The sequence below is a fragment of the Paracoccaceae bacterium Fryx2 genome (assembly GCA_032334235.1).
Classification (GTDB): Bacteria; Pseudomonadota; Alphaproteobacteria; order Rhodobacterales; family Rhodobacteraceae; genus JAVSGI01.
In genome coordinates this window covers 2,865,098-2,883,373 of the sequence record JAVSGI010000005.1, presented here as the reverse complement: position 1 = coordinate 2,883,373, position 18,276 = coordinate 2,865,098, and the positions used below count along the sequence as shown (strand labels likewise).

Annotated in this window: 16 protein-coding genes; 11 read left to right on the top strand and 5 right to left on the bottom strand. The window is 67.7% G+C overall.

Annotated features, from left to right (window positions below; all coding sequences use genetic code 11):
• Positions 1 to 100: 100 nt before the first annotated feature.
• The 5 genes from RNZ50_23090 to cysK all read left to right on the top strand — a co-directional run bounded on the left by RNZ50_23090 (position 101) and on the right by cysK (position 5,590).
• Entirely contained in the window at positions 101 to 1,093 is a 993-nt protein-coding gene (locus RNZ50_23090) for an ABC transporter substrate-binding protein (protein MDT8857859.1), read from the top strand.
• Positions 1,083 to 1,898: an ABC transporter ATP-binding protein gene (locus tag RNZ50_23085; protein ID MDT8857858.1), complete on the top strand. Its 816-nt coding sequence runs from the start codon at positions 1,083 to 1,085 to the stop codon at positions 1,896 to 1,898. The genes RNZ50_23090 and RNZ50_23085 overlap by 11 nt, the downstream gene beginning before the upstream one ends.
• On the top strand, positions 1,895 to 3,454 hold the full coding sequence (locus tag RNZ50_23080; GenBank protein ID MDT8857857.1) for an ABC transporter permease subunit: 1,560 nt from the start codon (positions 1,895 to 1,897) through the stop codon (positions 3,452 to 3,454). The genes RNZ50_23085 and RNZ50_23080 overlap by 4 nt, the downstream gene beginning before the upstream one ends.
• Positions 3,451 to 4,488 carry a glycosyltransferase family 4 protein gene (locus RNZ50_23075; GenBank protein ID MDT8857856.1) on the top strand — a complete coding sequence of 346 codons (1,038 nt, stop codon included), beginning with the start codon at positions 3,451 to 3,453 and terminating at the stop codon, positions 4,486 to 4,488. The genes RNZ50_23080 and RNZ50_23075 overlap by 4 nt, the downstream gene beginning before the upstream one ends.
• Positions 4,489 to 4,615: 127 nt before the next feature.
• Positions 4,616 to 5,590: a cysteine synthase A gene (gene cysK, locus RNZ50_23070; GenBank protein MDT8857855.1), complete on the top strand. Its 975-nt coding sequence runs from the start codon at positions 4,616 to 4,618 to the stop codon at positions 5,588 to 5,590.
• 65 nt (positions 5,591 to 5,655) lie between these two features.
• Here the strand turns inward: cysK and RNZ50_23065 are convergent, their stop codons facing one another.
• Positions 5,656 to 6,144 carry a hypothetical protein gene (locus RNZ50_23065; protein ID MDT8857854.1) on the bottom strand — a complete coding sequence of 163 codons (489 nt, stop codon included), beginning with the start codon at positions 6,142 to 6,144 and terminating at the stop codon, positions 5,656 to 5,658.
• Positions 6,145 to 6,304: 160 nt separating this feature from the next.
• On the opposite strand from RNZ50_23065, the gene istA reads away from it, so the two are divergent.
• Together istA and istB are read left to right on the top strand one after the other, a co-directional pair.
• Complete coding sequence (gene istA, locus RNZ50_23060) at positions 6,305 to 7,813, top strand: IS21 family transposase (GenBank protein ID MDT8857853.1); 1,509 nt, start codon at positions 6,305 to 6,307, stop codon at positions 7,811 to 7,813.
• Positions 7,810 to 8,625: an IS21-like element helper ATPase IstB gene (istB, locus tag RNZ50_23055; GenBank protein ID MDT8857852.1), complete on the top strand. Its 816-nt coding sequence runs from the start codon at positions 7,810 to 7,812 to the stop codon at positions 8,623 to 8,625. The genes istA and istB overlap by 4 nt, the downstream gene beginning before the upstream one ends.
• Before the next feature lie 61 nt (positions 8,626 to 8,686).
• Here istB and RNZ50_23050 read toward each other — a convergent pair whose 3' ends face one another.
• Positions 8,687 to 9,202 (bottom strand): hypothetical protein, encoded by a 516-nt coding sequence (locus RNZ50_23050; protein ID MDT8857851.1) that lies wholly within the window; start codon positions 9,200 to 9,202, stop codon positions 8,687 to 8,689.
• Positions 9,203 to 9,690: 488 nt separating this feature from the next.
• Here RNZ50_23050 and RNZ50_23045 point away from each other — a divergent pair, with 488 nt between their 5' ends.
• Positions 9,691 to 11,490 carry an NAD(P)/FAD-dependent oxidoreductase gene (locus RNZ50_23045; protein MDT8857850.1) on the top strand — a complete coding sequence of 600 codons (1,800 nt, stop codon included), beginning with the start codon at positions 9,691 to 9,693 and terminating at the stop codon, positions 11,488 to 11,490.
• A 103-nt stretch (positions 11,491 to 11,593) separates the two neighbouring features.
• Here the strand turns inward: RNZ50_23045 and RNZ50_23040 are convergent, their stop codons facing one another.
• From RNZ50_23040 to RNZ50_23030, 3 genes are all read right to left on the bottom strand, one after another.
• Complete coding sequence (locus tag RNZ50_23040; protein MDT8857849.1) at positions 11,594 to 12,967, bottom strand: aspartate aminotransferase family protein; 1,374 nt, start codon at positions 12,965 to 12,967, stop codon at positions 11,594 to 11,596.
• Between the two features lie 18 nt (positions 12,968 to 12,985).
• Positions 12,986 to 14,482: an NAD-dependent succinate-semialdehyde dehydrogenase gene (locus tag RNZ50_23035; protein MDT8857848.1), complete on the bottom strand. Its 1,497-nt coding sequence runs from the start codon at positions 14,480 to 14,482 to the stop codon at positions 12,986 to 12,988.
• A 116-nt stretch (positions 14,483 to 14,598) separates the two neighbouring features.
• Positions 14,599 to 15,075, bottom strand: a complete 477-nt coding sequence (locus RNZ50_23030; protein ID MDT8857847.1) for an Lrp/AsnC family transcriptional regulator — start codon at positions 15,073 to 15,075, stop codon at positions 14,599 to 14,601.
• Between the two features lie 60 nt (positions 15,076 to 15,135).
• Here RNZ50_23030 and RNZ50_23025 point away from each other — a divergent pair, with 60 nt between their 5' ends.
• The 3 genes from RNZ50_23025 (at position 15,136) to ehuB (ending at position 18,272) form a co-directional block, all read left to right on the top strand.
• Positions 15,136 to 16,521 (top strand): PLP-dependent aminotransferase family protein, encoded by a 1,386-nt coding sequence (locus tag RNZ50_23025; GenBank protein ID MDT8857846.1) that lies wholly within the window; start codon positions 15,136 to 15,138, stop codon positions 16,519 to 16,521.
• Between the two features lie 107 nt (positions 16,522 to 16,628).
• The gene (ehuA, locus tag RNZ50_23020; protein ID MDT8857845.1) at positions 16,629 to 17,414 is read left to right on the top strand and encodes an ectoine/hydroxyectoine ABC transporter ATP-binding protein EhuA; all 786 of its coding nucleotides are present in this window, start codon (positions 16,629 to 16,631) and stop codon (positions 17,412 to 17,414) included.
• Positions 17,415 to 17,441: 27 nt separating this feature from the next.
• Positions 17,442 to 18,272 (top strand): ectoine/hydroxyectoine ABC transporter substrate-binding protein EhuB, encoded by an 831-nt coding sequence (gene ehuB / locus RNZ50_23015; GenBank protein MDT8857844.1) that lies wholly within the window; start codon positions 17,442 to 17,444, stop codon positions 18,270 to 18,272.
• The last annotated feature ends 4 nt before the right edge of the window (positions 18,273 to 18,276 follow it).

The following is an 18,276-nucleotide window of genomic DNA, read 5'->3' as shown; positions in this document are numbered from 1 at the left end:
CCGGGCCCGGCACCGATGCCGACAAGGGCATTTGGCGGCCATTGGCGGTTGCCGGAACCAAAGATGCCCCTAGACTGTTGTGGATGATCAAGAGGACGCCATGCACAAGAACCAGATATCCCGCCGCGCCGTCCTTGGGGCCGGTGCAGGTCTGATCGGCACCGCGGCTTTCGGGCCCTTTCCGCTGCGGGCGCAGACTGCCGTGGCGATGCAGCTTTCGTGGCTGCATTCGGTGCAGTTTGCGGGCAGCTACATCGCGCAGGCGCGGAGTTACTGGCGCGATCTGGGGCTGGAGGTCGCGCTGACCCCCGGCGGCCCCAATGCCCCGGTCGAGCCGCCGGTGGTTTCGGGGCAGGCGCTGGTGGGCATCTCGGCGGCCGATTACACCGCTGCGGCGGTGGCAGAGGGCGCGCCGTTCCGCATCATCGCGGTGGCGATGCAGAAGAACCCGTTCGTGGTGGCCTCGCTGCCCGCCAACCCGGTGAACCGGCCCGCCGATCTGGTGGGCAAGAAGATCGGCATGGCACTGGCCAACACGCCGGTGCTGCAGGCGCTTTGCACGCTGAACGGGGTCGATATTGCCGGAATCGAGGTGGTGCCGACCCAGTATGACGCGGCGCCCTTGCTGGCCGGTCAGGTCGATTGCCTGCTGTGCTGGGAAACCGACCTGCCGGTGGCGATGGCGATCCGGGGCATCGAAAGCGTGACGATGCTGATGGCCGACCACGGCTATGCCCTGCATTCGCAGACCTACATCGCGACGGATGACAGCATCGCAAATCGCCGCGCCGATCTGGTGGCGCTGCTGAAGGGCGAGGCGCGGGGCTGGACCGATTACCTCGCCGACCCGGCGGCGGCGGCGGCGCTGACGATTGCCGCCTATCCCGATCAGGGGCTGGACCTGCCGACACAGGAATTGCAGGCGGCACGGCAGGTCGGGCTGATGTTTTCCGACCTGACTGCGGCGCATGGCTTCGGCTGGTTCACCCCCGAGACGGTGGCGGCCAACATCGAAACGCTGGCCCTGCTGGGCCGCGACGTGACGCCCGACCTGTGGGACAGATCGCTGCTGGAAGAGGCGCATGGCACCTGAACCGACCCCTTCGGCACCGCCCGAGGTGGTATGCCGCGGCCTTGCCCGCACCTTCGGGACGGCAGAGGCGGCTGTGCCCGCGCTGGCGCCGACCGATCTGGTGTTCGCGGCGGGCAGCACGACGGCGCTGGTGGGGCCCTCGGGCTGCGGCAAGTCCACCCTGCTGCGGCTGATCGCCGGGCTGGAAGTGGCGAGTGCGGGAACGGTGAGCATCGACGGCGACAGCCCGCTGGCGGTGCGCAAGCGGGCGGGCCTCGCGATGGCGTTTCAGGATGCGGCGCTGTTGCCGTGGCGGACGGTGCGCGGGAACATCGCGCTGGCCCGCACGCTGGCCCGCCTGCCCGCCGACGCGGCGGCGGTGGACCGGCTGATCACCCTTGTCGGGCTGGGCGCGTTCGAGGACCGCCGCCCGGCCGAGCTTTCGGGCGGGATGCGCCAGCGCGTTGCCATCGCGCGCTGTCTGGTGGGCGAGCCGGGACTGTTGCTGCTGGACGAACCGTTCGGCGCCGTGGACGAGCTGACGCGGATGCGGCTGAACCACGACCTGCCGCAGCTTTGGCAAAAGCGCGGCACCACGACGATTCTGGTCACCCATTCGGTTGCCGAGGCGGTGCTGCTGGCCGACCGGGTGATCGTGTTCTCGCCCCGCCCCGGCGCGGTGGTGGCCGACATCGCGGTGCCGTTCGATCAGCCGCGCGGCCATGAGGTGACCCGCCTGCCCGCGTTTCGCGACCTGACCGATCATGTGTCCGAGGCGCTGTGGGCCGGGTCGCTGCCCGACGCGGACGCACTGGCGGCTGAATGATCGCGCTGGCGGCACCGCGCCCGCGTGTGCGGGGTCTGGGCATTCTGGCCGCGCTGCTGGGGTGGCAGGCGCTTGCGATGGTGCTGGAGGGGTCATACCTGCTGGCGGGGCCGGTGGAGGTTGCGGGGTGGCTTTGGGCCAATGCAGGGCTGATGGCGCGGGCGCTGGGGGTCACGCTGCAGGCGGCGGCGCTGGGGTTTCTGTGGGGCAATCTGGCAGCGGTGGGGCTGGCGGTGGCGGTGCTGCTGGTGCCGCGGGCCGAGCGGCTGGTGTCGGCGCTGGCTTTGCTGGTGTTCTGCCTGCCGCTGGTGGCGACCGGGCCGATCCTGCGGGTGCTTTATGGCCCGGGGATGGGGCCGCAGATCACGCTGGCGGCGCTGGCGGTGTATTTCACGACGTATCTCACGCTGATGGTGGGCTTGCGCGCCACTCCGGCAAGCTGGCTGGATCTGGTGCGCAGTTACGGTCAGGGTCGGCTGACCGAGCTTTACCGCATCCGCGTTCGTGCCGCGCTGCCGTATTTCATCGCCGGGTTGCAGATCGCCGCCCCGGCCGCGTTTCTGGGCGCGATGGTGGGCGAGTTCACCGGGGCCGAGCGCGGCATGGGGGTGCTGGTGATCCGGGCGATGCGCGGGCTGGACCTGCCCGCAACCTGGGCGCTGGCCTGCGTGGCGGCAGCGGTGGCGGTGGCGGCCTATGCCGCATTGGGCTGGCTGGGGCGGCGGGGCGGCACGCCGCCCGCGCTGATTCTGGCGGCGCCGGTGGCGCGGGGCGGGAGGGGCGGGTCGCCTTTGCTGCGGCTGGGGCTGCTGGTGGGGGTGGTGCTGGCGCTGTGGCAAGGGGGGATGGCGCTGTTCGACCTGAACCCGTTCTTTGCCAAGCGCCCCGGCGATGTGTGGGATTTTCTGGTCACCGCGCCGGGGGCGGCGACGAACCGGGCCACGCTGCTGGCGGCGTTCATTGAAACGCTGATGCTGACCGTGCCGGGGTATTTCATCGGGCTGGCGCTGGGGGCGGGGCTGGCGGCGGCGATGGTGCTGTGGCCCAGGGTGGCCGCGACCGCGCTGCCGCTGGCAATCGCGCTGCGCTCGGTGCCGATCATCACCACCGCGCCCTTGATCGTGATTGCACTGGGGCGGGGGGCGGCGGGGACCATCACCATCGTCGCGGTGATGATCTTCTTTCCGACGCTGGTCGCCTGCCTGCAGGGCCTGCGCCAGACACCGGGGCAGGTGCTGGACCTGTTCGACAGCTACGCCTCAAGCCGCTGGCAAAGGATGGTCCATGCCCAGATTCCGGCGATGCTGCCTGCCTTCTTCGCATCGGCCCGGATGGCGGTTCCGGCGGCGATCCTGGCCGCGACCACCGCCGAATGGCTGGCGACCGGCGCAGGCATCGGCAGCCTGATGGCCATGACCGCCTCGACCTCGGCCTATGGCATGTTGTGGAGCGCGATCGTGCTGATTTCCGTGACTGCCGCACTGGCCTATGTCGCGGCCGAGATGCTGGAACGCGCGGTGCTGCGGGTCTATGCCAGCGAGCATCTGGCGCGATGACGCCCCGCCCCGCCGCCTTCGCCGTGCCGGGCGACATCACGCAGAAGACCGGCGGTTACATCTACGAACACCGGATGCTGCAGGGGCTGCGCGACGCCGGGCGCGCGGTGGCGCATCTGGAACTGGCGGCAAGTTTCCCCGCCCCCTCCCCCGCCGAGATGGCGCAGGCGGTGGCGCTGATGGCGGCGGTGCCGGGCGATGTGCCGCTGATCATCGACGGGCTGGTGTTTGGCGCGGTCGATACTGCGGGGTTGGCACTGGTGCGCGCACCGATCGTCGCGATGATCCACCATCCGCTGGGGCTGGAAACTGGGCTGACGCCGGACCGCGCCCGCCCCCTGCTGCAGCGCGAGGCCGCGAACCTGACGCTGGCCGCGCATGTCGTGGTGCCAAGCCCCCACACCGCCGCGATTCTGGCGGCCGATTTCGCGGTGACGCCCGACCGCATCACCATCGCCCCGCCGGGGGTGGACCGGCCGTTGCTGCCGCAGCAGCCGCAAAACCCGCCGCTGATCCTGTCGGTGGGGCTGCTCGCGGCGCGCAAGGGGCATGACGTGCTGATCGACGCGCTGTCGCGGATCACCGATCTGGAGTGGAGCGCCGAGATCGTCGGCGGCACGCACGATGCGGCGGTGGCGGACGCCCTGCACCGGCAGGGCCGGGCGCTGGGCGGGCGGCTGCGGCTGGCCGGGCTGCTGGACGATGCCGCCCTGCAGGCGCGCTACCGGGCCGCCACGATCTTTGCGCTGGCGACGCGCTATGAAGGCTACGGCATGGTCTTTGCCGAGGCGATGGCCCACGGCCTGCCCATCGTGACCTGCGCCACCGGGGCGGTGCCCGACACCGTGACCGGGGCTGCCGGGCTGCTGCTGCCGACGGACGATGCGGCGGCCTTTGCGGGCGGGTTGCGGCTGCTGCTGACCGATGCCGCGCGGCGGGGCGCGCTGGCCGCAGGCTCTGCCCGCCGGGGGCAGGGGCTGCCCGGCTGGCAAGGCGTGGCCGACGCGATGGGGCGCGTGCTGGACCGGCTGTGACCCCGGCGAATCCTTGCTGTTGCCGGGCCCTGGCGGAGAGTATTCTTCCCCCGCCGGGCATTTCTTTGGAGTTTACCCCGGTGTCACCCTGCCCTACGGTCAGGCAAGTTCAGCTTTGAGGGTCAAGATGTCCATATATGACGACAACTCGCAGTCCATCGGCAACACGCCTCTGGTTCGGCTGAACCGCATCACCGACGGAGCGGGGGCGACCGTTCTGGCAAAGATCGAGGGGCGCAACCCGGCCTATTCCGTGAAGTGCCGCATCGGTGCCGCGATGATCTGGGATGCCGAGGCGCGCGGCCTGCTGGGCCCCGGCAAGGAACTGGTGGAGCCGACCAGCGGCAACACCGGCATCGCGCTGGCCTTCGTGGCCGCTGCGCGGGGCATCCCGATCACGCTGACCATGCCCGAGACGATGAGCATCGAGCGGCGCAAGCTGCTGCTGGCCTATGGCGCGACGCTGGTGCTGACCGAGGGCGCCAAGGGCATGAAGGGCGCGATTGCGAAGGCGATGGAAATCGCCGAAAGCGACCCGAAGTACGTGCTGCTGCAGCAGTTCGAGAACCCGGCGAACCCGGCGATCCACGAGGCGACGACCGGGCCGGAGATCTGGAAGGATACCGGCGGCAACATCGACATCTTCGTGGCAGGGGTGGGCACCGGCGGCACGATCACCGGCGTCACGCGCTATCTCAAGCACACGCAGGGCAAGGCGGTGCTCTCGGTCGCGGTGGAACCTGCGGCAAGCCCGGTGCTGACGCAGACCCGCGACGGGCTGGCTGTGGCCCCCGGCCCGCACAAGATCCAGGGCATCGGCGCGGGCTTCGTGCCGGGGGTGATGGACCTGAGCCTGATCGACGCCATCGAGCAGGTCAGCAACGAGGAGGCGGTGGAGGTTGCCCGGCGGCTGGCGCGCGAAGAAGGCATTCTGGCGGGCATTTCCTGCGGCGCGGCGGCGGCAGTAGCGGTTCGTCTGGCAAAGCGGCCGGAAAATGCGGGCAAGACCATCGTGGTGGTCCTGCCGGATTCGGGCGAACGCTACCTCAGCACCGTGCTGTTCGAGGGCCTGGCCGAGGTGGCGCCGCCGACCCCCGCGTGAACCCGTTTCCGCCCGCTGCAATGTCGGCGCGCCGGGGGATCGCAGAGTGACCCGGCGCGGAGTGATCAGGCTTCCGTCAGGATACCCACGACTTTTGATTGCGGATCTTGCATCGGGTTTTTCAATTTCTGGCGGCAGCCCACTTCCGCGTAAGTCGGTTCGCACGCGCTGGACTGGCGGATTTCAACACTGTCTCCGGTGGCATATAGCCACGGCTTCCCCAACGCGCGACTACACGAAAAAACCTTCAGTAGTGGCTTGGCAAACGTGCCATTCCGTTGCGTCGCGGACATATGCACCGATTGTCCCGCTAGACGGACCTCAAATGCCGCATCGTTGAGCGTGGTCAGCACGACCAGGGCCGCCAGTTCGCCATCAAGATCGAAGGTCTGGCTGACCGGAGGCATGGCGACCGGTACGTCGAGCACGCTGTTGCGGAACCGGTCGATGGCAAAACCGTGATGCAGATGCAGCCGCTTGTTTCCGGCGTAGATCGGCAGGATATCGGCCGGAACACGCGCCTCGGCGACGGCGCGCTGTTGCGCGACAACCATCTTGGCCGGTGCCGGCAACCACCTTGGCCGGTGGGGCTGAACGGAAGACGGGCATGCCCGTCTGGAGGGCAGCCCCACCGGCTTGAGTGATTTCGGGGAAGGTGCTGGTCGCTGCGGGTTGGTAAGCCGGGTTCCTCTGCCGTCAAACGGAGGATCCGGGTTGGCCTACAAACCCATCACCGACCAGCAATTGAGATTATACATGTCCGACCTCCGATATCACAGTCAGCGCACGTCGGCCGCCCGCGCCGGGTTCAGTGAGCGCACGGCCCGACGGTTCGATGCCAATCCGACGCTGCCCTCGAACCGCAAGATTGTTCACGGGCGCACGGTGGCCGATCCCCTCGAGGGTTATTGGGAGGGCGACATCCTTCCTTTGCTGGAGAGGGACAGCACTTTGCAGGCCGTCACCCTGCTGCGCCACCTTCAGGGCCTGCACCCGCTGGCCTTCCCCGACGACCGCATCCGGCGCACCCTGGAACGGCGGGTGCGGCAGTGGCGGGCGCTGAACGGGCCCGAGCGCGACATCATCTTCCGCCAGACGCCGGAGCCGGGCCGCATGGCCCAGTCCGACTTCACTCATGCCGAGGAGCTGGAGGTGACGATCGCGGGCCAGCTATTCCCGCATCTGCTCTACCACTTCGTCATGGTCTACAGCCGGTGGGAGCATGTCGGGGTGGTCCTGGGCGGGGAGAGCTTCACGGCCTTGGCCGAGAACCTGCAGCAGGCGCTCTGGTCGCTCGGCGGGGCACCACAGGAGCATCGCACCGACAGCCTCTCGGCCGCTTTCCGCAACCTGACGGCTGACCAGCGCCAGGATATCACCACGCGCTACAATGCCTTCGTCGGCCATTACGGCATGGAGGCCAGTCGCAACAACCGCGGGGAAGCTCATGAGAACGGCGCGGTGGAATCCCAGAACCGGCACCTGAAGAAGGCCATCGAACAGGCGCTGATCCTGCGCGGCAGCCGCGACTTCGCCAGCATTGAGGACTACCGGCGCTTCGTCGACATTCTGGTGGCACGGCGCAACCGGCAGCGGGCGGCGGCCACGCAGGTGGAACGGGCGCATCTGAAGCCCCTGCCGCTCCGGCGCACCACCGACTTTACAGAGACCGTGGTTCCGGTCACCCGCACCGGCGGCTTTCTGGTCAAGAGCATCTTCTACAGCGCCCCGTCGCAGCTGATCGGGCAGCGCTTGCGGGTCCACCTTTACGACGATCGCCTTGAGGCCTTTCTCGGCAGCACCCTGGTCGTCAGCCATACAAGGGCGCGTGGTCGCGGCGACGGCCATCGCGTGCATGTCATCAACTACCATCACGTCATCCATGCGCTGCGGCGCAAACCGCAAGCCCTGTGGAGTTCGATCTACCGCGACAGCCTGTTCCCGCGAACCGAATACGCTGAGGCCTGGAAGGTGCTACAGCGCGATCTGCCCCGCCGCGACGCCTGCCGCCGCATGGTCGACCTGCTGTTCATCGCCCACGACCGGGCCTGCGAGGCGGAACTGGCACATCTGCTGGCAGCAGAATTGGACGCGGGCCGGGTGCCCGATCCCGGACCTCTGGCATCCTGCCTGAACCCGCGGCAAACGGCGCTGCCGAGAGATGTTGCCGTCGCCCATCCCTCGCTCGACAGCTTCGATGCCCTTCTGGGAGCCTGCGCATGACCTCCCGCGAGATCGACATCCACACGCTGCCAGGCATGCTGACCGCGCTGCGCCTGCCCAGCTTCCACAAGCTTTGGGCCGACATCGCCACCCGTGCCGACACCGAAGGCTGGCCCGCTGCCCGCTTTCTGGCTGTCCTCGCGGAATACGAACTGGCCGAGCGCGACATGCGCCGCATTCAGCGCCACATGAACGAGGCACAGCTACCGGCTGGCAAGACGCTGGCGACCTTCGACTTCAAGGCGCTGCCAACCCTGCCGCGCGCCCGGATCGAGGCCTTGGCGGCCGGCGACTGGCTGGAGGGTGGCGGCAATCTGATCGCCATCGGCAATTCCGGCACGGGCAAAACGCACATTCTCTGCGCGATAGGCCATGCCCTGATCGAGCGGGGACACCGCGTGTTCTATACCCGCACCAGCGATCTGGTGCAGCGACTTCAGGCCGCCCGCCGCGATCTGGTGCTCGAAGCCGCGCTCGCCAAGCTCGACAAGTTCGACCTGATCATCCTCGACGACATCACCTACGCCCACAAGGATCAGGCCGAGACAGGCGTGCTCTTCGAGCTGATCGCCCGGCGCTACGAATACCGCAGCATCGCCATCGCCGCCAACCAGCCCTTCAGCGGCTGGGACCAGATCTTCCCGGACAAGGCGATGACCGTCGCCGCCATCGACCGGCTGGTTCATCACGCAGCGATCCTGGAGATGAATGCCGAAAGCTTCCGCCAGCGCGCGGCCGCCTCCAACAAAGAGGCGCTGAGCAGACCGCCAACGACAACCATCGCCGACAACAAGGACAAAGGAGAAGGCTGAGCGAAAAACAATTCCAGATACGCCAACCCAGCGGCCTAAAACCGGCCAACGTGGTTGACGGTCACGGACATGCTGGTTGACGCGCTACAGCGCGCGTCGCGCCCTTTGCAATGAAGTCTCTAACGTTGTCGTCATGCGCATAATGCGCGGCGTTCAGGAAGACCTCGCGCGGCAGCCTCTGGACCCCGAGTGCCTGGCGATACTCGATCGACATGTCGAATGGCGCAAGCTGGTAGGCCCGAAGCAGGTCGTGCAGCTGGCGATGATAGGGGCTGTGATCCAAGTTTCTCTCGTCTGGAAGGGGCGTAAAAATGATCGGCGCAAAGTGAATACCGGATGTCCGGCCGTGAATGAGCAGGTGCTCGACGAAACGCAGCAGACGGGATTCGGAATGGCCCTTGCGCACATGGTTGGCGTCGTTGAGCGCATATTCCCAGACCAGCGTGTCCCCTGCCTGCATGCCGGTTCCGAAGATCGAGCGATATGCCCCCATCACCGAAGACGAAGCGCCGATGGACAGATTGACGAGATCCGGATGGTCACGGCTGAAAACCGAAACCCAGCCGTCCTTCATCATCGAATTGGAGCCACCTGAAATGTATATGGTAAATCAGTTCTCCTGATTTGTTGGGGTCGTCTGGGCCGAAATCCACTTGATGGGAGGCCGTCGGCAAGTGATCGGGCATGTTCCGGCCAAGTTCAAGCCCTGGCTGCCGGTCGCGACCATATGGTGCGCCCTTCCGAGCCCAGCCGCCTTGTCCCGCGCACCCTCCCAAACCCCGACATGCCACCAAGGTCTTCTTGACCGACGACGGTTCCGCGCCATCCTTTGCACGATCATCGCGCGGGGAGGCCGATGGGTGACGGGGAGCGTGTTCGGGAAATCGGTGCCGTCGTGAACCGGCGGGGCAGCGGGCGGTGCGGCGGCCTGACGCCGCCGTGTTGCGCCGCGGCCCGCGTCTGCCCGGGCGGATGATTGCGGCCCCGCTGACCCTGACCGCCTGCTGCCACCCGCGATCACGCGATGCCTGACCACGAAGTCGTCACATCATCAGGGAGGAACGGATGCTCGACACGTCACCACAGACCGAGATCAATCAGGTGTTGGCCGAATTCGGCGCGGCGCTGGAGGCGGGCGACATTGCCCGCGCCACCGCGTGCTTTCAGGACGACTGCTATTGGCGCGACCTTGTGAGCTTTACCTGGAACCTCAAGACCTGCGAGGGCAAGGCCGAGATTGCGGACATGCTGACCCATCAGCTTGCCGCGACCGCGCCCCGCGGCTGGAGCGTGGCCGAGGGCGAGACCGCCAGCGCGGACGGCGGCGTCACCACGGCGTGGATCACGTTCGAGACGGCGCTGGCGCGCGGTTTCGGCCTGATCCGGCTGAAGGAGGGCCGGATCTGGACGCTGCTGACCACCATGGTGGAGCTGAAGGGGCACGAGGAGCACAAGGGCTTTACCCGCCCGATGGGGGCAAAGCACGGGGCCGACAAGCACCGCCCGACCTGGAAGGAAGAACGCGAACAGGAAGCCCGCGATCTGGGCACCACCACCCAGCCCTATGTGCTGATCATCGGCGGCGGGCAGGGCGGCATCGCGCTGGGCGCGCGGCTGCGGCAACTGGGGGTGCCCGCGATCATCGTGGAAAAGAACGAGCGTCCCGGCGACAGCTGGCGCAACCGCTACAAGTCGCTCTGCCTGCATGACCCGGTGTGGTATGATCACCTGCCCTACATCAAGTTCCCCGAAAACTGGCCGGTCTTTGCGCCCAAGGACAAGATCGGCGACTGGCTGGAGATGTATACCAAGGTGATGGAGCTGAACTACTGGGCGCGCACCACCTGCAAGTCGGCCAGCTATGACGAGGCCGCCGGCGAATGGACCGTGGTCGTGGACCGCGACGGTCAGGAGGTGGTGCTGAAGCCGAAGCAGCTTGTGCTGGCCACCGGCATGTCGGCCAAGGCGAACATGCCGACCTACAAGGGGATGGAAACCTTCAGGGGCGATCAGCACCATTCGTCGAAACACCCCGGCCCGGACGCGTACCGGGGCAAGAAGGCGGTGGTGATCGGCTCCAACAACTCGGCCCACGACATCTGCGCCGCCCTGTGGGAGAACGATGTTGACGTGACGATGTTGCAGCGGTCATCGACCCATATCGTGCGGTCGGACACGCTGATGGATGTGGGGCTGGGCGGGCTTTATTCGGAACAGGCGGTGCGGTCGGGCATGACGACCGAGAAGGCCGACCTGATCTTCGCCTCGCTGCCTTACCGGATTCTGCACGAATTCCAGATTCCGCTGTATGACAAGATGCGCGAGATGGACGCGGAGTTCTATGCGGGGCTGGAGCGGGCAGGTTTCTGGCTGGACTGGGGCGCCGACGGGTCGGGGCTGTTCATGAAATACCTGCGGCGCGGGTCGGGGTATTACATCGACGTGGGTGCCAGCCAGCTGATCATCGACGGCAAGATCAAGCTGGCCCATGGGAACGTGCGCGAAATCGTGCCCGATGGCGTGGTGCTGGAAGACGGCACGAAGCTGGAGGCAGATCTTATCGTCTATGCCACCGGCTTCGGGTCGATGAACGGCTGGGCGGCTGACCTGATCGGCAAGGATGTGGCCGACAAGGTGGGCAAGTGCTGGGGCCTGGGGTCGGACACGCCGAAAGACCCGGGGCCCTGGGTCGGCGAGCAGCGCAACATGTGGAAGCCGACCCGGCAGGAGGCGCTGTGGTTCCACGGCGGCAACCTGCACCAGTCGCGGCATTATTCGCAGTTCCTCGCGTTGCAGTTGAAAGCCCGGATGGAAGGCATCGACACGCCGGTCTATGGCGTGCCGGAAACCCATCACCTGGGCTGAGCCCCGGCGGGCCGGCGTCGGCAGGCCCTGTGCCTGCCGACCGTCCGGCGGCCTGCCTCGAACCTGACCGTCGGCGCCCGCGCAAAGGTCGGCGGGCGCGGGGCTAGCCCAGCACGGCCTCTACCGCCCGCAGCGCGGCATCCACGACAATATCGGCCTCGTCGCGGGTGAGGCACAACGGCGGTGCGAAGCCGAGGATGTCGCCTTGGGGCATGGCGCGGCCGATCACGCCCCGGTCGAGCAGGGCGGCGGAGACGGCGGGGCCGATCTTGCGGGCGGGGTCGAAGAAGCGGCGGTCGTCCCTGTCCTCGACGAACTCCACCGCCGCCATCAGCCCGTCGCCGCGCACCTCGCCGACGTTGGGGTGCCCGGCCAGGGCGGCCGACAGCGCCGCGCGGAAGTAGGCGCCGGTGGTGCCCGCGTTCTCCACCAGCCCCATCTCGTCGATCAGCTTCAGGTTGGCGACCCCGGCCGCCGCACAGATCGGGTGCGCCGAATAGGTCCAGCCATGGCCCATCGGCCCCGCCTCGTCCGAGCCCTGCACCAGCACCTGCCATATCCGGTCGGACACGATCGACCCCGACAGCGGCGCATAGGCCGAGGTCAGGCCCTTGGCGATGGTGATCAGGTCGGGCACCATGCCGTAATGGGTCGAGCCGAACATGGTGCCAAGGCGGCCGAAGCCGGTCACCACCTCGTCGGCCACCAGCAGGATGTCGTATTTCGCCAGCACCGCCTGGATCGCCGCCCAGTAGCCCGCGGGCGGCGGCACGATGCCGCCGGTGCCGAGGATCGGTTCACCGATGAAGGCGGCGACTGTGTCGGGGCCCTCGGCCAGGATCATCTCTTCCAGCTTCGCCGCGCAATGGGCGCTGAACTGTTCCTCGGTCTGGTCGCGGTTCTCGCGGCGGAAGTAGTAGGGCGCCTCGGTGTGCAGCACGGGGGCGCGCGGCAGGTCGAAGTTGGCGTGGAACAGCGCGAGCCCGGTCAGGCTGCCGGTCATCACGCCCGAGCCGTGATAGCCGCGCCAACGGCTGATGATCTTCTTCTTCTCGGGTCGGCCGAGGATGTTGTTGTAATACCAGATCAGCTTGATGTTGGTCTCGTTGGCATCCGAGCCCGACAGGCCGAAATAGACCCGGCTCATGTGCGAAGGCGCGCGTTCGATGATCATCCGCGCCAGCGTGATGCTGGCCTCGGTGCCGTGGCCGACATAGGCGTGGTAATAGGCCAGCTTGCGCGCCTGCTCGGCAATCGCCTCGGCAATCTCGCTGCGCCCGTAGCCGACGTTGACGCAGTAAAGCCCGGCAAAGGCATCAAGGCTGCGCCGACCCTCGGTGTCGGTGATATGGACCCCCTCGCCCCCGGCAATCACCCGCCGCGGCGTCTCGCCCCGCGCATGGGCACCGGCATGGGTCGAGGGGTGGAAGAAATGATCGCGGTCCCAGGCGTTCAGGTCGTTGTCACGGTCGAGCATGGTGTTTCCCTTCGCGCCTCAGGCGGCGGTGTCGATGCAGATGTATTTCAGTTCGGTGAAGGCCTCCAGCCCGTGGCGCGAGCCTTCGCGGCCCAGACCCGACTGTTTCCAGCCGCCGAACGGGATCGGGCCGCCGGTGATCCGGGCGCGGTTCACCGCCACCATGCCGAAATCGAGCGCCCGCGACAGGCGCATCTGCCGCGCGCCGTTGTCGGTCACCACATAGGCCACAAGGCCATAGTCGGTGGCATTGGCGCGGGCGATCACCTCGGCCTCGGTGTCGAAGGCGGCAAGGGCGGCGACCGGGCCGAAGGTTTCCTCGCGCCAGATCAGGGCGGTGTCGGGCACATCGGCCAACAGCGTCGGCTGCCAGGCCAGCGCCAGACCGGGGTGCGCCGTGCCGCCGGTGACAAGCCGCGCGCCTTTCGCGATGGCGTCATCGATCTGTGCCTTGACCTTGGCTACGGCGCGCGAATGCATCAGCGGGCCGATCTGGCTGGCCGGGTCCAGCCCGTTGCCGACCCGCAACGCCGCGATCCGGTCGGCAAGGGCCGCGGTGAAGCGCGCCATCAGCGGCCGCTGCACGAAGATCCGGTTGACGGCCAGGCAATCCTGACCCGAGGTCGCAAACTTGGCATCCATCGCGATCCGGACCGCGCGATCCAGCTCGGCATCCGCAAAGATGATCAGCGGCGCGTGGCCGCCAAGCTCCATCACCAGCCGCTTCAGGCCGGGGGCGCACTGCGCCGCGACAAGGCGGCCGATTTCGGTCGAGCCGGTAAAGGACAAGCCGCGCAGCCGCGGGTCGGCGCACATCCGCCCGACGATGGTCGCGGCATCGCCGGGCAGCATGTTCAGCACCCCGGCGGGCAGGCCGGCCCGTTCCGCCAGTTCGGCCAGCGCCAGCGCCGACAGCGGCGTTTCGGCCGATGGATGCGCCACCACGGTGCAGCCCGCCGCAAGCGCCGCCGCCACCTTGCGGGTGATCATGGCGCTGGGGAAGTTCCACGGGGTCACCACGCCCACCGGGCCCAGCGCCTCGCGCCGCACCATCATCTCGGCCCCCGGCAGATGGCTGGTGACGCCTTCCACGTTCACCCGCAGCGCCTCGGCGGCATACCAGTCGAGAAAGCTCGCGGCATAGGCAATCTCTGCCGCGCTTTCGGCCAGGGGCTTGCCCTGTTCCAGCGTCATCAGCAGCGCAAGGTCATCCTGCGCGGCCCGCATCAGGTCGCCCCAGCGGCGCAGGATCGTCGCGCGGTCTTGCGGCAGGCGGTCGCGCCAGGCCGGAAATGCGGCATGGGCGGCGGCGATGGCGGCATCGGTTTCGGTGGCGCCAAGGGCCGCCACCCGGCACAGCAGCGCACCGGTCGCCGGGTCTGTCACCGCGAAGTCGGCGGCATCGGCGGCGGCGGTCCAGCGGCCATCGACATAGCCGAGGCCGCGCAGCAGGCTGCGGTCTGTCAGGCGGCCGAGGCCCGGAGGCGGGGCGGGGTGGGGGGGCTGCGCGTTCATCGGGCCTCTGCACTGGTTTGGCGCAGCATGACCGGCGCGGGCCAGAGAAGGTGACCGAACATCGCCCGCCGCGTGGAGATATCGGCCGGTCTGCGGGGGCGGGGCAGAGACTTTCTCTATTCCGCCCCGAACAGCGCCAGCGGCACCGCGATGTCTTCCTTGACGGTGCGGGTCACGATGTAGGTGAAATAGCGGTCGATGCCGATGTCGCCGGCCAGCAGGCGGTCGATCAGGCGCTGATAGCTGTCGATGTCGCGGCAAGTGACCTTCAGGAAGTAATCGACCCCGCCGCCGACCGACCAGCAGGCGGTGATTTCCGGGGTGGCCGCCACCGCCCGCTCGAAACGGTCGAAATCGGTCTGGCGGTGGTTGGCCAGCGCCACCTCGACGATGATCGTGGCAATCGGGGCAAGGCGGCGCGGGGCGAGGCGCGCGTGATAGCCCGCGATGATGCCCGCCTGTTCCAGCTTGCGCAGCCGCAGCCAGCAGGGCGTCGGAGACAGGCCCGCCAGTTCTGCCAGCTTCAGCTTGGTGATGCGGCCGTCGCGCTGGACGGCGTCGAGAATGCGCAGGTCGATGGCGTCGAGTTTCATGCGGGGCCCATGGCAACTATTCGTTTGCAGATTGACCTGGTTTTGAGCAGATTTGCAATCATGACAAACTGGAAGCCCGATCCCGCCACCCTGACCCGCCCCGCCTATCTGTCGCTGGCCGAACAATTCGCGCGGGCGATCGAATCGGGGGCGCTGCCGACCGGCAGCCGCCTGATGCCGCACCGCAAGCTGGCCGACTGGCTGGGCCTGTCGGTGCAGACCGTCAGCCGCGCCTATGAGGAGTTGATCCGGCGCGGCCTGATCTCGGGCGAGATCGGGCGCGGGACGTTCGTGCTGGGGCCGGGGGCCGAGGCGCGCCAGCCCTACCTGCCCGAACGCACCGGCGAGGTGATCGACCTGTCGATCCTCAAACCGGTGGTCGAGGCGATGCACCTCGACCGGCTGCGGCAGGGTTTCGCCTGGCTGGCCGAGAATCTTTCGGCCCCGGCGGCGCTGTCGTTCCGGCCGAACATGGTGATGCCGCAGCACCGGCGCACCGCCGCCGACTGGCTGGCGCGGCAGGGAATCGGGGTGGAGCCCGCGGGCATCACCATCACCAACGGCGCCAGTTCGGCGATCACGGCGGCGGTGATGAGCGTGGTACCACCCGGCGCGGGGCTGGCCGCCGAGGCGCTGACACACCACACGCTGATGCCGCTTTGCGGCTATCTGGGGCTGCACCTGGACGGCGTGGCGATGGACGGGCAGGGGATGATTCCCGCCGCGCTGGACGAGGTTGCCCGCAAGGGCCAGACCCGCGCCGTCTATCTGCAACCCAATGTCATCAACCCCTTGGCCTGCCTGATGCCGCTGGACCGGCGGGCCGAACTGGTCGCGGTCGCGCGGCGGCATGATCTGGCGATCATCGAGAACGACATCCTGAACATCCTGATCGCCGACCGTCCGGCGGCCTTTGCCGCGCTGGCGCCGGAACGCACGCTGCATATCTGCGGCTTTACCAAGATCACCGTCCCCGGCCTGCGGCTGGCCTACCTTTCGGCACCGCTGCGCCTTGCCACGGCGGTGGCGAACCGGCATCTGGTGACCAACTGGATGGCCACGCCGCCGATGGTCGATCTGCTGGGCCACTGGATCAGTGGGGGCACGGTGGACGATCTGGCGCAATGGCAGGCCCGCGCGCTGGCCGACCGCCACAGGCTGGCGGCCGGGGTTCTGGGCCCGCGGATGCCGGTCTGCCACCCCAACAGCCTGCACCTGTGGCTGCCCCTGCCCGAAGGCCGGGGGGAGGAGGATTTCGTCGTCCAGGCGCGGCTGCAAGGCGTGGCGGTGGCGGCGGGCAATGCCTTCCGGGCAACGGAACGGGGCCGGCGCGAGGCGATCCGGGTCTCGCTGGGTTCGACCGACCGCGACGAGTTGCGCCGCGGGCTGTCGGTGATCGGGGCGATGCTGACCGACACGCCGGAGGTGCTGCTGCCGACCATATGAGCCGGGCCCCCGCCCCTTGGCGGCTTAGATTGTCATGATACTATATAAAAATTGACATGATATGAAGTCAGGTTAATCCTGCCCCCATCCAGCCATTGGGGGCACGAGTGACAGCGCCGATCATCCGAATCGACCAGTTGGACAAATCGTTCGGCACGCTGAAAGTGCTGGACGGGCTGTCGTTCGATGTGGCGCCCGGCGAGAAGCTGGCGCTGATCGGACCGTCCGGGTCTGGCAAGACCACGATCCTGCGCATCCTGATGACGCTGGAAACCATCTCGGGCGGCCACATCGAGGTTTGCGGCGAACAGCTTTACCACATGCGGTCCAAGGGACGCGAACTGCCCGCCAACGAGGCGCATCTGCACCACATGCGCCGGCACATCGGCATGGTGTTCCAGCACTTCAACCTGTTTCCGCACAAGTCGGTGCTGGACAACATCACGCTGGCGCCGATGCTGACCAAGGCCGAACCCCGCGCGAAGGCCGAGGCCCGGGCGCATGAGTTGCTGGAGATGGTGGGGCTGGCCGACAAGGCCGCCGCCATGCCCAGCCAGCTTTCGGGCGGCCAGAAGCAGCGCGTGGCGATTGCCCGCGCGCTGGCGCTGCAACCCCGCATCATGCTGTTCGACGAGATCACCAGCGCGCTGGACCCCGAACTGGTCGAAGAAGTGCTGCTGGTGATGAAGCGTCTTGCCGCCGAGACCGACATGACGATGCTGCTGGTCACCCACGAGATGGGCTTTGCCCATGAGTTTGCCGACCGCGTGCTGTTCTTCGACAAGGGCCGCATCGTCGAACAGGGTCCGCCGGACCAGATCTTCCGCCATCCGACGCACGAACGAACCCAGATCTTCCTGCGCAAGATCATCGCCGCAGGGCACCGCGTCTGATCCCCAACCCCAACCCGTGAGGACGACATGAAACATCCGCATCTGACCCCTGCCCTGCTGGCCCTGCTGCTGGCAGCCCCGCTTCCCGCGCTGGCCGACAAGCTGGACGACCTGAAGGCGCAGGGTTTTGCCCGCATTGCCATCGCCAACGAGCCGCCCTTCACCGCCGTTGCCGCCGATGGCACTGTTTCGGGCGCCGCCCCCGATGTGGCGCGCGAAATCTTCAGGCGTCTTGGCGTGCCTGAAGTGGTGGCCTCGATCAGCGAATATGGCGCGATGATCCCCGGCCTGCAGGCCAGGCGCCACGACGTGATCACCGCGGGCCTGTTCATGAAGCCCGAACGCTGCGCCGCCGTCGCCTATTCCGAGCCGGTGCTGTGCGATGCCGAGGCTTTCCTTTTGCCGAAGGGCAACCCCAAGGGCTATGCCTCCTACGCCGACATCGCGGCCGACCCTGCGGGCAGGATCGGCGCGCCGGGCGGCGGCACCAAGGAAAAGCTGGCGCTTGACGCGGGCGTGCCGCGCGACCGGGTGATCGTGGTGCCCGATGGCCAGTCGGGAGTGAAGATGCTGCAGGACGGGCGGATCGACGTGTATTCCCTGCCGGTGCTGTCGATTGCGGATCTGATGGCCAAGGCCGCCGACCCGAACCTTGAAATGGTGGCCCCGGTGGTGGGCGCGCCGGTCTATTGCGATGGTGCTGCCTTCAACAAGGCCGACACCGCGCTGCGCGATGCCTTCGACGTTGAACTGGCAAAGATGAAGGAGTCGGGCGATTTCGCCGCCATCATCGAACCCTACGGTTTCTCGGCGGCCGCCGCGATCTCGACCAGCCGCGCGGCGCTGTGCGGCGAGTGACCCT